Here is a 13,683-nt window from a genome sequence, read left to right as displayed (position 1 = left end):
TTTTTATATCTAAAAGATAGATAGTTAAACTGTGCGAACTACGTGCTGCATCCAGCCATCAGGGCCTTGAACTTTCCCTTTCTGAATATCAGTCAACACCTGATATAAACGTCGAGTATGCTCACCAACTTGACCATCGCCCACAGTCACCACCCTATTATCTTCAAAGATATAGGAACCCACAGGTGAAACAACGGCAGCGGTACCAAAGCCACCCGCTTCAATAATTTCACCAGACTCAATATCGCTAATGAATTTATCTAACATCACTGTCTCTTGGCGCACTTCACAACCTAAAATATCTCCAAGATCCAATATGGATTGTGAAGTAATAGATTTAAGAATTGTGTCAGTAAAACTTGGAATAATCACTGTACCATCTTTCAGAATATGGAAGTGATTCATCGCGCCCACCTCCTCTATCTGCTTGTTGGTAGCATCTAGATATAGCACCTGAGCCGCACCATATTCAGCAGCGGCTTTACCCGCCTTCAGTGATGCAGCATAGTTACCCGCCGCTTTAGATGCCCCCGTTCCACCAGAAACCGCACGATGGAAACGCTCACTAATAAGTAAACGAATCGCTTTATCGAAACCATCAGCATAATAGGGGCCACTCGGACTCAACATCACACAGAAGGTATAAGCTTGGCTTGGGCTAACTGACAACCTATCTTCGGTCGCAAAGATAAAAGGTCTGATATAGAGGCATGCTCCCTCTTGCATCGGGAACCAGAGTCTATCAACATCAATTAGGGCGTTGATACCAGCAAGCTGCATTGACTCAGGTAAACTCGGAATACATAAGATATCGGCAGAGCGATTAAGTCGCTCGGCATTCTTATCTAAACGGAAGGTATAGATCTCACCATCATCATGTTGAAAAGCTTTAGCACCTTCAAACACTGACTGGCCATAATGTAGGGCGATTGCACCAGGTGCAACTTCAAAAGGCCCATAGGGAACAACCCTTGGATCACACCACTCCCCGTCGCGATAATCCATTAAAAACATATGATCGGTTCTGAGGTTGCCGAAGCCAACATTAGTTTCGGGCTCGAACTGCTCAGTACGGCGCTCTAACGCAGGTTTTAAATTATAATTTATTTGCATTGCATACCACCTTAATTACTGACTGAGCAGCCTATCAGTGGTCATAATAAAGTCAAGTAAAACGGGGACTAGCCACGATATCTTCAAAAATGAAACTGTAAACTCGGTTAACACTTCTATCTGCTTAGCTATTAACTCTTATTGAGCAAAACCTCCTTCTCACTCCTCCTCTAAAACCATCATAAGAGCATAAAATAGAGCCGACCCACCAAAAACAAACAAAAAAATAACAATAAGGATCGGTAATCAACCAAAAAACAAAACAACTGAATCAGGAAGTATTTACTAAATGATACAATAACTTATAGCAATCCTCTGTTCAGTTATCATTCAGCAAATCCCCCCTACTATGACCTCAACGAAACAGATTCAATTACTATTCAAAGAGTGAGAGCATATTATGAAAAAGCAATCTTTAGCATTAGCAGCCCTTTTAGCAACCGCCATGTCAGCCCCTACAATGGCAGCAGATTGGTTTGTCGGTGGAGCGGTCGGTTCACAGAAAAACGTTTACAAATCATCATCTACAGCAGGAGACAGTGTCGACCCAGGATTTAATGCTCAAACCGACTACTGGAAAAATAATGACACAAATGCAATATATGAAGTACGAGCCGGTGCTTACTTGAATGATAACAACCGTGTATACGGTACTTACTCTTACAACTCAGATGATTACACTAAGCAACAAAGCGTATTGATGTCATATGATTATTTAGTGGGCTTAGGTGCATCCAACAAACTAAACTGGTTTATTGGTGCTACTGCAGGCGTAAATCACACAAGCCCTAGCACAGATCATATCGGTTCAAGCAACAACTTCGTTTGGGGTGGTCAGACAGGTCTAATGTACAAGATCAATGACAACCTAAGCACAGAGATTGGTTATCGCTACCTAAGACAAGATGTGAATGAAACAAACCAGTTCAGCATCTCTAATGGCGTGGGAGCATCGACAAACGTTACAGTTAACAACTCTCTTAATGACAGTCAGCAAGTTTACCTTGGCCTAGACTACCGTTTCTAAACTGATTGTTATCAACAAAGCCCCGTCAGGGGCTTTTTGCGTTTATGAGCAAAAGAGAGAAGCTGCCAACCTAGCTACCCCCCTAAAAGCAACAAGAATGAATCACAAAACAAACATGATCAACAAAATCAAAACAGCAGTAACACGCCATTTATAATTAATTAGTGTGGAATTCCGTACGGTTATGCCATTCAGTTATCATTCAGCTAGCCCCACCTACTATGCCCTCAACGAAACAACTCCTGACACGATTCAAAAGTGAGAAATATTATGAAAAAGCAATCTTTAGCAGTCGCAGCCGTTTTGGCAACAGTAATTTCAGCACCAAGTATGGCAGCAGACTGGTTCGTCGGTGGCGCAGTTGGTTATCAGCAAGACACCTATAAAATAAAAGAGACTGAAGCTGGTAAAACAGAGTCAGACAAGGCAAAAGAGAAAGATATGAGTTACCAGCTACGTGTTGGTACTTACCTAAATGACAACAATCGAGTCTATGGTACTTACTCATATAACTCAGACGATTTTGCAAAGCAGCAGAGTTTCCTAGCATCATATGATTACCTTATTCCTTTAGATGCAGGTAACAAGCTTAATTGGTTTGTTGGTGCAACAGCAGGTATGAACCACACTAGCCCTGATTTTGATGAGTTGAGTTCAAAAAATACTTTTGTTTGGGGTGGTCAAACGGGTCTTATGTATAAGATCAATGACAAACTTAGTACTGAGATCGGCTACCGCTACTTAAAGCAAGACTACGATGTCTCAGCGTCTGATACAGATTACTCAGCTAAGTTCTCTCTCAACGATACCCAGCAGGTATACTTGGGTGTTGATTACCGCTTCTAAGCTGATTGCTGGTTATTGACAACAAAGCCCCGTCAGGGGCTTTTTTTATGGGTTAAGTACGACTTCCGTCGATAACCAATCTCCCACGGCTTGAATCGCTTTTCCCTCTTGCTCTACCCAAGCTACCAGCGCCAAACTCTCTGGACTGCCTTTTTGCATATTAAAATTTGCAACGTCACCGGAAAAAAACAGTTCATTTCCACGAGTTGTAAGGCCGCTAGGTTCAAAAACCTGATGTTCTAACACGGTAAAATTATGCAGCAAACGAACGTTACGATTCTCCCCCTTTCTTACGTACGTGTTCAGCCCTACACCAACCAGCGCTATATGTAACTTCAGAGAGTCACTTTTTACTCTCTTAGCCGCCAGAAAGCTTGCCTTAAGTGTTTGTTCGCTAACTGTCACATTCAACACCCCGACCTCCTGCTCCTGTCGATTAAAACCAAGCAGTAGATCTCGAGCAAACCAGCCACGCCACTCTTCACCGTTAATAACAAATTGTGGGGTATAAACCTGCCCAGTATTTTTAGCATTGAGATGATCGTATTGGCGCTGGCTAAACCCACGTTGACCAAAGGGATCTTTCCAACCGATATAATCCCAATAGGTAACATGAAAAGCCAAAGGAAAGTACTCTTGCCACAGGGTGTCACGCTCAATAAACCCTGAAAGCCAGCTTTCTGCAGGTGGGCAACTACTGCAACCTTGAGAAGTATAGAGCTCAATAATATATGGCTGAGTCGTTTTGCTCTGCTTTTTAAAATCAACCAAGCTCTGCTCTCCATAGGAGCCCCAACTAAAAATTATGAGTAACAAAACTGAAAAACGCATCATAGACCTCTCCTCTTTAAGCAAGAGACCTACAAAAGAGCCCCAAGTATTCAAGTCGGGGAAAATAGAAGCGAAAACTAACGGAACAAAACAGTAAAAATGATGGGAATAATAGGGAGATAAAGAGAGGAATACTAACGACTTAATAACAATTACAAAAATAATGAAATCTCAGCTAAATTATCGATTTTTTTTTGCCTACTCAGCATAATTAACTGTTCACTACTGTACTTGCACTGATAGAATCAGAGTTACCATCCAGAAACTATTAGGACTCCCATGAGCCTTGAATTACTGTCCAAACTGGAGACAAAAATCCAGACAGCACTTGAAACAATTGAGCTACTAAAAATGGAGCTTGAGGAAGAGAAACAGAAGAGTATCGGTCTGGCAGAGCAAAACCAACAACTGAGTCAAGATCTCAACTCTTGGAACGAGAAAGTAACCGGACTCGTTGGCTTGCTCAACGAAGAAGTGAACTAAATAAGTTCAGTATTGTACGAATGCGAAGATCTAAGCTATCTTCGCTTCGCTACTTTGAGCCTCAATGAGATCATTGAGCTCAATCACAGCTTGCTTCACCTCAGGTAAGCTTTTTCTAGGAAGTAAAAACCTCCCCTTGTCGAACTCTAATCGACCTAGATCTTTCACCCAGATCACCCCAGACAAAAATATACGTGCATGCTTAACGATAAGCTTTGGTGCATAGACAGGAAAAACTCTCACATAGGCCTCCTATTACCGCTTTTATTCTTAATTAATTATGGATAATACTTCAGTATTTGACAGGTGTTTTACCATGAGAGTTGCATTAAAAAATGTTTATAATTGTAAATATTTGAAACCAATCGTATAAAAGTTCAAAAAAATTTTGTCTATCAGACTTATAGCTAATCAAACAAATAACATTGACACTTGCCAACAAATTGACAGCCTGTTAAGTTAGTCTTGTTACTCAGGGTAAAACTGAGCCTCATGGCTCAATAGCCGTATTTCTTGCGACCAGGGAATACGGTTTTTTTTGCTTTTATTTTCAATAAAGCCTTCCTCCAAATTCCATCCCCCCCCTCATGTTAATCCCTTAGTCCAGCCTTTATTCGTTCATCTCTATGACGCAGTGGAAGTCGTAGGAACTATTTCTGGTACCCAGCCCAAGGGATAAGTCCCCTGACTATCACGGTCTTAAGCGCTCCATTCGCTTTAAAGACATTTCCCATATCCCTATGGGTCAGTGATAGGAATGCACTGAGATGTAGGAACATCTCCTGCCATGTACAAACACCAAAGCGCTCCATCCCTGGGCTTTGGCATAAGTGTTCCAGACACAAAAAAGGAGCCGTTAGGCTCCTTTATGTTTAACGCTAAAGCTTACTTCATCGAAGTTAGGTAGTAAGCGATATCCAGTAGCTCGTCATAAGATTTGATAGCACCGGTTTCAACACGGTATTTACCATTAACCACTAAAGAGGGAACACCTGAGATCTGAGCGTTTTCAGTAGCGCGCTTCATCTGTGACATCTGAGCACTCACCATAAACGAGTCGGCTGCAGCATCGAAATCTTTACCCTCTACACCATTAGCGATAAACAGCTTACGTACATCATCACGGTTGGTGAAGTGCTGCTTCTTATCATGAATAGCTGCAAAAATGGCTTTCTCAATCTTATCTTCAACCTTCAGCTGATGAGCAACAGCAAATGCACGTGACATCTCAGTACCCATCTCTCTGCCAATAAACTCAACATGGTTCTGCTTAAACACGACACCTTCAGGCAAGTTAGCCTTTATTTGCGGTACTTGAACTTTAGAGAAGTTATAACAGTGGCCACAATAAAATGAGAAAAACTCAGTAATTTCCGGTTTAGCAGTGGCTGGGCCTTGGTTGATCACAGTGTAATGCACACCCTCTTTGTAATCGACAGCCAATGCTGCCATTGGAGCCGTTAACAGGGCCAGAGCAATCAGTAATGCTTTTTTCATGATGATTCCTTTTTTGCGCAAAACGCTAAATGGTTTTTAATAATTTGCGAATAAGATAATGTTCTTTCGAGTCTACCTCAAGCGCATTAGTTCATTTTTCTGTTACAAAATGAGAGTTATACCTATCTCACTCAATATCAGCTCTCGGTTAATACCCCGGAATTAAGCTCAATGCAGGCTCGTCCAGTACAGCAAGTTGCTCCTTAAATGAGAGGATCTGCTGCTCCCAATACTTCTCCTCACCATACCAAGGGAAGTTCATTGGAAAAGCCGGATCTTCCCAGCGACGGCTGAGCCAAGCGTTATAATGCAACATTCGCATCGCTCTTAAGGGTTCAATCAGCTTTAGCTCTTTAGGGTCAAACTCACAAAACTCCTCATAAGCCTCGAGTAATATCTCTAACTGAAGCAGTTTCTGTGGTTTATCACCTGTGATCATCATCCACAGATCCTGAATTGCAGGCCCTGTACGTGCATCATCAAGATCGACAAAACCTGGGCCGTCAGGTGTCCAGAGGATATTTCCCGGATGCAAGTCACCATGAAGGCGTATCTGCTTAGGGTTTTGCTGACTCCAGATCTCTTTCGACCTGTCCAACACCTGTTCGACAATGGTGAAATAGGGCAAAACTAAGGAACTAGGAACATGACCCGACTCTTTTAACCAAAGCAGAGACTCATCACCCAGCACCTGAGGATTAACTAAGTCTCGATGTTGGAAACTCCCCTGCCGTGAAAATTGATGAATACGCCCAATAAAGCGACCTGTCGCTTCAAGCTGCTCTAAGTTGTCCACCTCAAAGGATCGACCACCAATAGAGGGGAAGAGAGCAAATCTAAAGCCTTGATACTCATGTAATGAACGGCCACCGATAATGACAGGTGTAGCAACTGGTACCTCCTCATCAAATAGCGCCTGAGAAAAGTCATGCTCCTCCTGTATCTGTTCATTGCTCCAGCGCTCCGGGCGATAAAACTTCACCACATAACGAACACCATTATCACAACGAAACTGATACACCCGGTTCTCATAGCTATTTAGGGGCAATAGACCTGTTTCAGGGTAGATCTCTAAGCTCTCAATCGCATCTAAAATAAGATCAGGCGTTAATGCTTGGTAATGAAACCCCGCCCCTTGCTGTTCTTGATTCATCTTTGTCTCTCCAGCAGGCTAGCGAGAAACTCTAGCACTTCAAATTCATCATCTCGCTCCACTGACAACCAGCAGATATCTCCGTAAAACTCATAGTTGAGTTGTATCTGAGTTCCTTCAAAATCCAGTAACCATTGATGCCTATCAGCCCCCCATTGACGCTCTATCACTCTGGCATCTATCGCCCTCGACAGTGGCTCAGCGAAAAGCTCAAAAGCTTCAAAGTCGATATTAGCCACAATAGATAAGCTCTTCGACGTAGGATCAAGCGAGATAGACTGTAACTTCATTAATGAGATCTCTTAAAATACAGATATAAATTTGAATGAGTTATGGAAATTAAACTTTTCAGTCTGACGTAGGAATTAATGAATCTAGGTAGGTTTGACAACTTAAGCCATTTTGCTCTTTTGCGACGCACAAGTGGCCACATTGGTAACTACCTATACCTGAGTTACTCAATTTCACCATACCAGCGCCTTTGAGTAAGCATTGCTCTGAGGTGCCATAATAGCCTGAGATATGCTCGCTTAACTCAGCATCTGCCGGGATCTGCGGCTCATCGGGATAATAAAATAGGGTCCACTCAGGATTTTGAGTACAGGCGGTCAATAAAGAGAGCAAGAAACCCAGTAACACTAAACGCATAAAGACTCCAACATGCCGTAAAACGGTAACCAATAAAAAGGACGAACCTAAGCTCGCCCTATTTTATACTAATACCCACTTGGGTAAATGAGTTACTTGTTTGCTTTCGCTTTGGCTTTCTCGATACGGCTGATACGCCCCTCAAACCCTGTCACAGTGCCATCACTCAAACCATAAGTTATCGCTTTTTGACACACCTCAATGGCTTTATCGAACATTCCCGTGTCGTTAAGCAAGGTAGAAAGGTGCATAAAGCCAACCCCCTTCTCATTGGACGGAGACTTAAGCGATGCAAATACTTCAACATATTCTGGCGTTAATCCAGCACCATAACTTGCATATTCGGCTTGTTTACGCTGTTTATAACACTCAGCAATGGCTGCAAGTAGCGCTGAATGCTGAATAGCACTATCCGACGAGCTACGGTACTCTTTCAAAGAGCCCGCTAACTTAGCATTCGCCCACGACTCGTCGGTTGCTGCGCTAACTGGCTCTGGCTCTGGCTCTGGCTCTGGCTCTGGCTCTGGCTCTGGCTCTGGCTCTGGCTCTGGCTCTGGCTCTGGCTCTGGCTCTGGCTCTGGCTCTGGCTCTGGCTCTGGCTCTGGCTCTGGCTCTGCAGGGTCAACATCCGGCAAAGCCACAGCAATAGCCACCTCATCTTGAGACGCCTCTGTATTAGCAGTTTCTAGCTTCTGCTCGTCGCTCACATCCGCCTTAACTTCCTCGACTGTCTCAACCTTATCAGCCACAGAGGTATCGACAACATCTACAACGCTAACCTCCTCTGTTGCTTTCTTCTCAACAGCAGTCGATTCGTGGATCTCTTTCTCAACTGGCTTAGCCACTTCCTGCTCTTTTTCTGCCAGTCGTTTTGCTCGCATATAAAGGTAAACGCCTAAAAAAACGAGTAACAAAATTAATATAACTTTCATTGTCATCCACCAATAATTTTCTGCTAACTCTAAAAATCTGATTATGTTATTTATGTACATAAATGTACAACTAGTAACCAGTATTATTAATTCATTCTCTTGCTATAAATCAAGTGTTTATCCGATTTTTTATTTCAACATCCCAAAAACCTCTGTTTTATCATTATCAGGTCCTGTTTCAGTAAGAGAGTATCCGATTAAAAATTTCAACAAAACAAGAGAGTTCTACTGAGGTTTATAACAATACCGATAAAGAAAACCGCAGAAACCGAGATAAATATCGGAGTATTATACCTAACTAGGACGTTTGATGGGGATCAATAAGGTATTAATTTGTTAATGGAATCGACATTAACAAAACGAGAGATATCACCTCATAGTTTTAAAGCTACATTCTGTGCGCACCTTCATAGATTCTGCCAGTCATTCGTCTAAAATGGTGTTAAGAACTTGAGCAATGAAGTAGAGACACAGATGACAGAACAAGCGCTACTAGACGGCAAGCTACTCTACGAATATAAAACCATGAGCGCTATGGTACAGATCTATTGCAAAGCACATCAACATGCCGCTTCTATTGAACAGTGCGAAGATTGCCAAACTTTTTTAGAGTATGCCCATACCCGACTCGATCGCTGCCCCTATGGACAAGACAAACCTACCTGCAATAAGTGTCCCGTTCATTGCTATAAGCCACATATGAAAGCCAAAGCCAGAGAGATCATGATCTTCGCAGGCCCAAGAATGTTGCTTCCACATCCAATTATGGCCATACGCCACCTACTCGCCGAACGCAAAGCAGCCCCAGGTAAACCACCTGTCCACGCATCAAATCGGCATTTAAGAAAAGCAAAATAGACCTCAAGCATTTAACACTATTAACCTTAGTGATGCTTTGTATATCTGCTCAACTTACGCTTGGGAACTTTTCTGTCGATAGCAGTTCCAAATATTTGATGAAAATTCACTCACTACTCTTGCTTCTGACTAGCCATTACCATAACAATGAATTGTTATGAATGAATTCAATAGCTTTTTCTCACAAGGATATTGGTGGCTCTCCCTACTCGGTGGCCTTCACTGCGTAGGTTTAGGTCTCTATGTGCGCTATATCTACCGTGAAGGTAACGGTAATCACAAGTTATTGGGGAGTATCTTTAGCTTAATGGGGCTGTATTTTTTTACCGGCATGCTTAATAGAGACAACTCACCTGCTCCTATTCACCTTGTTTTTACCCTTATTATTCCGGTTTACTTTCTCTTGATGCCGCTGCTCTACCTATATTGCTATCGAAGTTTGAATAACATCAGGCGTGATATAAAGCTCTCTAAACACTTTTACCTGGCACTCATTGTTGCGATCGCCGTACTTATCACCTCAATCATCAACCAACACTTTACGGTTCAACTAAGCAACATACCTGAATCAAGTAGACTGACATTTACCCATATAGGAGCACTAGGAACCCTGCTTCCCGGTATCCTATCGATTCAAACTTTTATCTATTTTGTACTAATTATTCAGATGCTAAAAAAGTACAAGGGGCGATCACATAAAGCTCATCAAGAGAGCCTACAAGATATAAAGTTTCGCTGGTTACTGGTACTCACCTTCGCCATGGTATGTAACTGGTTAGTGAGGACACTGCTGGTGATCCTTCCCTTCTATCTTGGCGATCAGATCTCCGAAATGACTCAGGCCATGACTCGACTTCTGCTTCTGCTCACTGTCTATGTTCTCGCGATTTACGGCCTTAAACAGATAACCAAAGCCGCTTACTTAAGAGGCAAGCTCACCTACGCTAACAACAGGGTGTCAACTCCAATCAAAGCCAGTAGCCAACTATTAAATTCAGAGGAACTCAACTACCTTAATCAGCTGATGAAAGATGACAAAAAAGAGGGCCACAAACCTGATTAGCCTCACTTTCCTACAAGGTGAACAAATTTACTCACCCTTTTTCCCTCATCTCATTTAAGCCCTTTTAATTTTAAGTTATTGTGTCTGCTAATAATATAGTAGGAGGGGGACCATCATGGGGAAGCTAAGCAGTTTTAGTATGCTGGCAGTCATAACAGCCAGTACATTTGTATCAAGCGCATCAATCGCAGCAACACAAAGAACACACGACATCACCACAGACGACTTTTTCGATATTGGCGGCATGTCCAATGTTCAACTCAGTCCTAACGGCAAGCAAGCGGTTTGGCTTGAGTCTCGCTGGGATAAAGAGTTAGATAAAAGTCAGCGCGATCTCTGGTTAATCGATACTAAAACACGTCAATCCAAACGTATGACCTTTACCAATGAGAGCGAGTCCAGCCCTCAGTGGAGTCCTGATGGACAATACATCTATTACCTTGGAAAGATAAAACAGGATAAAGCGAAAGCTCCCTACAATGGAAAAGCCCAGGTATTTCGACTCTCAGTCAACACAGGTGATAGCCAACCTATGACCAAAGAGGTCGAGGGTGTTAACCGCTTTCAGCTAAGCCACGACGGGAATAGCCTCTACTTTTTAACCAGCAAAACCGTCAAAGATAAGGATGAGTGGGCTTCAATGCGCTCGTCACATTCAGCACCTAAATATGGTCATGGCGAGCGTAAAACAAATCCACTCTACCAGCTAGACTTACAACACTTTAAGCAAAAGTTACTGCTCGATGATGACAAGGTGGTTTGGGAGTTTAAGGTCAATAGTGATGAAAGCAAAATTGCCCGTATCACCACAGATGATAACGAACTAGTTCGCCTAGAGGGTTGGTCGGACATCGAAATATTCGACACTCAAACGGCAACGAATTCCACACTTGTAGACACACAATGGCGAGATGAAGCCCCTTCTCCATACGGCTGGTTACTGGGTTTATCATGGCAGGAAAACAATACTGAGCTTGCGTTTAGAATCGACTTTGATGGTCACCCTGGTAAGCTCTTTATTGCCAACACCGATAAAACGGACGCCCCCTCACTGGAGCTCAAACGCTCAGGTGACGTCACCCTAAACTCAAGCGATATCAAATGGCGCCCCAACAGTGATGAGATCTGTTACCGAGGTGCCGATCATGGACGCGTAAAGCTCTTATGTACCGAGATTGATGATGGAGAACAGGGCAGGACTCGCAACGTTATCCAGGGCGACATGGTGATCGGCAGTTACAGCTTTAGCCAGAACGGCAAAACAGTCGCATTTAGTCACAACGGTTTAGATCACTTCTCCGACATGTTTATTGCCGATGCCAATCGCAAACGTGCCAAAGCAAAACGCTTGAGTAACATCAATCCTCAAGTGGATAATTGGAAATTACCGCAGATCTCTATCGTCAAATGGACAGCTCCCGATGGCGCGATTATCGAAGGTATTTTAGACCTACCAGCAGGTTATAAGAGAGAGGATGGCCCGCTGCCACTGATAGTCCAGATCCACGGTGGCCCAACTTCTGCGACCCCCTACGCGCTACAGCATAGATCCTATGGACGCTCAACTTTCACCGCAAACGGCTGGGCACTTCTATCCCCTAACTATCGCGGTTCAACGGGTTACGGCGATCAGTTCTTAACCCAGCTTGTTGGTCGTGAACATGATATCGAAGTCAAAGATATTATGGCGGGTGTCGACCACTTAATTAAAGAGGGGATCGTCGATGGAGACAAGATGGCCGTTATGGGCTGGAGTAACGGTGGCTATCTCACCAATGCCCTAATCAGCACCAATAACCGATTTAAAGCTGCCAGCTCTGGCGCAGGCGTTTTCGATCAACGCCTGCAGTGGATGCTTGAGGATACTCCCGGTCACGTGGTGAACTTTATGCAAGGTCTGCCTTGGGAGAAACCTGAAGCTTACAATCACGGCTCCTCTCTGACCTACGCAGATAAGATAAAAACACCAACCTTAATCCATATCGGTGAAAACGATCAGCGTGTTCCACTAGGCCATGCTCAAGGCCTATATCGCTCCCTAAAACACTATCTCAATGTACCTGTAGAGCTAGTGGTTTATCCAGGCGAGGGGCATGGCTTAAGTAAGTATCAGCACAGAAAAGCAAAGATGGAGTGGGATCAAAAATGGTTCAACCACTATGTGCTAGGTGAAAAAATCTCAGGTTAAGGGTAACTGAACCTAAGCTGACAACTTTGTAAAAAAGCGCCGTAAAAAGCGCTTTTTGCATTTTTGATAAGTATGCTCATATACAGTTAACGTGTAAAACCGGAGTCCATTATGAAAAAGCTTATACGTCTTATCTCAACACTCTCTCTGGCAGCCAGCCTTATGTTTACTCAGGCCGCCCTTGCCGATAATGAGTACTCAGACACGATAGCCAAATTCAAACAGGCCAGCGACACACACAAGTTTTTCGATAACGCCTATGGTTATGCCATTTTTCCAACCGTTGGCAAAGGTGGCCTAGGAATAGGCGCAGCCTATGGTAAAGGGCAGGTATTTCGTAATCAAAGCTACACAGGCGACACCAGTCTGACACAGATCTCCCTAGGCTTTCAGATTGGCGGACAAGCATACAGTGAAATCATCTTCTTTAAGAATGCCAAAGCCTATGAAGAGTTTACCAGTGGCAGTTTCGAGTTTGGTGCTCAAGCATCTGCTGTCGCCATCAATATAGGCGCTAACGCCCAAGCTGGCACTACTGGTAACTCGAGCGGTGCCGGAGGAAAGGCGGCAAAGGCAGCATACATCAATGGAATGGCAGTCTACACCATGGCTAAAGGTGGCTTAATGTTTGAAGCTGCTCTAGCTGGACAATCATTTACCTTTGAAGAGAAATAAGAGAGGGAGTTCAATGAAGCTAAGTCATATCTATCTCTCAGGGTTTGCGGTATTACTCAGTGTTACAGCAACGCCATCACAAGCAGATACAATGCAATCGCGCTGTGATATTTATGATAAACCCCAAGGGGAGCTGCTCACTTCTACCCCTTGTACCTTCTCGCAGCGACAAGGCTACATCAGTATCAATCGGGACGATGGGATCAGCTATAATTTAGCTCCAGTTGACGAGGCCTATATAGGTACATTTGAGGACCAAAATGGCAACTGGGTGTACCGAAAATCAGGGCTCAGTCCAGATGGCGTCATCTTCAAAATGCCCACCGAGTATCTTTATCTCTATTGGGGTAAAGGTGAATAGTTTGGCGC

16 protein-coding genes are annotated in these 13,683 nt (G+C 43.4%); 8 read left to right on the top strand and 8 right to left on the bottom strand.

Features of this window, described 5'->3' with window-relative positions:
- Positions 1-24 precede the first annotated feature (24 nt).
- Complete coding sequence (locus K0625_RS12825; RefSeq protein ID WP_220110056.1) at positions 25-1,113, bottom strand: branched-chain amino acid aminotransferase; 1,089 nt, start codon at positions 1,111-1,113, stop codon at positions 25-27.
- A gap of 400 nt (positions 1,114-1,513) precedes the next feature.
- Between K0625_RS12825 and K0625_RS12820 the strand changes: the two genes are divergently transcribed.
- Positions 1,514-2,140 (top strand): outer membrane beta-barrel protein, encoded by a 627-nt coding sequence (locus K0625_RS12820; RefSeq protein ID WP_220110055.1) that lies wholly within the window; start codon positions 1,514-1,516, stop codon positions 2,138-2,140.
- A gap of 270 nt (positions 2,141-2,410) precedes the next feature.
- On the top strand, positions 2,411-2,986 hold the full coding sequence (locus K0625_RS12815; RefSeq protein ID WP_220110054.1) for an outer membrane beta-barrel protein: 576 nt from the start codon (positions 2,411-2,413) through the stop codon (positions 2,984-2,986).
- A 45-nt stretch (positions 2,987-3,031) separates the two neighbouring features.
- On the opposite strand, the gene K0625_RS12810 is transcribed toward K0625_RS12815, so the two are convergent.
- Complete coding sequence (locus tag K0625_RS12810) at positions 3,032-3,820, bottom strand: DUF1223 domain-containing protein (RefSeq protein ID WP_232847077.1); 789 nt, start codon at positions 3,818-3,820, stop codon at positions 3,032-3,034.
- A gap of 276 nt (positions 3,821-4,096) precedes the next feature.
- Here K0625_RS12810 and K0625_RS12805 point away from each other — a divergent pair, with 276 nt between their 5' ends.
- The gene (locus K0625_RS12805) at positions 4,097-4,300 is read left to right on the top strand and encodes a cell division protein ZapB (RefSeq protein WP_012323050.1); all 204 of its coding nucleotides are present in this window, start codon (positions 4,097-4,099) and stop codon (positions 4,298-4,300) included.
- Between the two features lie 30 nt (positions 4,301-4,330).
- On the opposite strand, the gene K0625_RS12800 is transcribed toward K0625_RS12805, so the two are convergent.
- From K0625_RS12800 to K0625_RS12775, 6 genes are all read right to left on the bottom strand, one after another.
- A complete protein-coding gene (locus K0625_RS12800; RefSeq protein ID WP_012323049.1) occupies positions 4,331-4,543 on the bottom strand; it encodes a DUF1107 domain-containing protein in 213 nt (70 codons plus the stop codon).
- A gap of 642 nt (positions 4,544-5,185) precedes the next feature.
- A complete protein-coding gene (locus tag K0625_RS12795) occupies positions 5,186-5,797 on the bottom strand; it encodes a thiol:disulfide interchange protein DsbA/DsbL (RefSeq protein ID WP_220110053.1) in 612 nt (203 codons plus the stop codon).
- Between the two features lie 148 nt (positions 5,798-5,945).
- Positions 5,946-6,950, bottom strand: coding sequence for a serine/threonine protein kinase (locus K0625_RS12790; protein WP_220110052.1), 1,005 nt, complete (start codon positions 6,948-6,950; stop codon positions 5,946-5,948).
- Entirely contained in the window at positions 6,947-7,240 is a 294-nt protein-coding gene (locus K0625_RS12785; RefSeq protein ID WP_220110051.1) for a DUF3630 family protein, read from the bottom strand. Before K0625_RS12785 ends, K0625_RS12790 begins: the two co-directional genes overlap by 4 nt.
- 58 nt (positions 7,241-7,298) lie before the next feature.
- Positions 7,299-7,598, bottom strand: coding sequence for a hypothetical protein (locus tag K0625_RS12780; protein WP_220110050.1), 300 nt, complete (start codon positions 7,596-7,598; stop codon positions 7,299-7,301).
- A gap of 92 nt (positions 7,599-7,690) precedes the next feature.
- Positions 7,691-8,530 carry a hypothetical protein gene (locus K0625_RS12775; protein WP_220110049.1) on the bottom strand — a complete coding sequence of 280 codons (840 nt, stop codon included), beginning with the start codon at positions 8,528-8,530 and terminating at the stop codon, positions 7,691-7,693.
- Positions 8,531-9,004: 474 nt separating this feature from the next.
- On the opposite strand from K0625_RS12775, the gene K0625_RS12770 reads away from it, so the two are divergent.
- The 5 genes from K0625_RS12770 (at position 9,005) to K0625_RS12750 (ending at position 13,675) form a co-directional block, all read left to right on the top strand.
- Positions 9,005-9,388: a nitrous oxide-stimulated promoter family protein gene (locus tag K0625_RS12770; RefSeq protein WP_220110048.1), complete on the top strand. Its 384-nt coding sequence runs from the start codon at positions 9,005-9,007 to the stop codon at positions 9,386-9,388.
- A 157-nt stretch (positions 9,389-9,545) separates the two neighbouring features.
- The gene (locus tag K0625_RS12765) at positions 9,546-10,451 is read left to right on the top strand and encodes a hypothetical protein (protein WP_220110047.1); all 906 of its coding nucleotides are present in this window, start codon (positions 9,546-9,548) and stop codon (positions 10,449-10,451) included.
- 139 nt (positions 10,452-10,590) lie between these two features.
- Positions 10,591-12,639: a S9 family peptidase gene (locus K0625_RS12760; RefSeq protein ID WP_438944502.1), complete on the top strand. Its 2,049-nt coding sequence runs from the start codon at positions 10,591-10,593 to the stop codon at positions 12,637-12,639.
- Positions 12,640-12,750: 111 nt separating this feature from the next.
- Positions 12,751-13,314, top strand: coding sequence for a lipid-binding SYLF domain-containing protein (locus K0625_RS12755; protein WP_220110045.1), 564 nt, complete (start codon positions 12,751-12,753; stop codon positions 13,312-13,314).
- Between the two features lie 13 nt (positions 13,315-13,327).
- Positions 13,328-13,675, top strand: a complete 348-nt coding sequence (locus K0625_RS12750) for a hypothetical protein (RefSeq protein ID WP_220110044.1) — start codon at positions 13,328-13,330, stop codon at positions 13,673-13,675.
- Positions 13,676-13,683 lie beyond the last annotated feature (8 nt).

This window comes from Shewanella nanhaiensis (assembly GCF_019457885.1).
Classification (GTDB): domain Bacteria; phylum Pseudomonadota; class Gammaproteobacteria; order Enterobacterales; family Shewanellaceae; genus Shewanella; species Shewanella nanhaiensis.
This window is presented reverse-complemented; position numbering and strand designations above follow the sequence as displayed.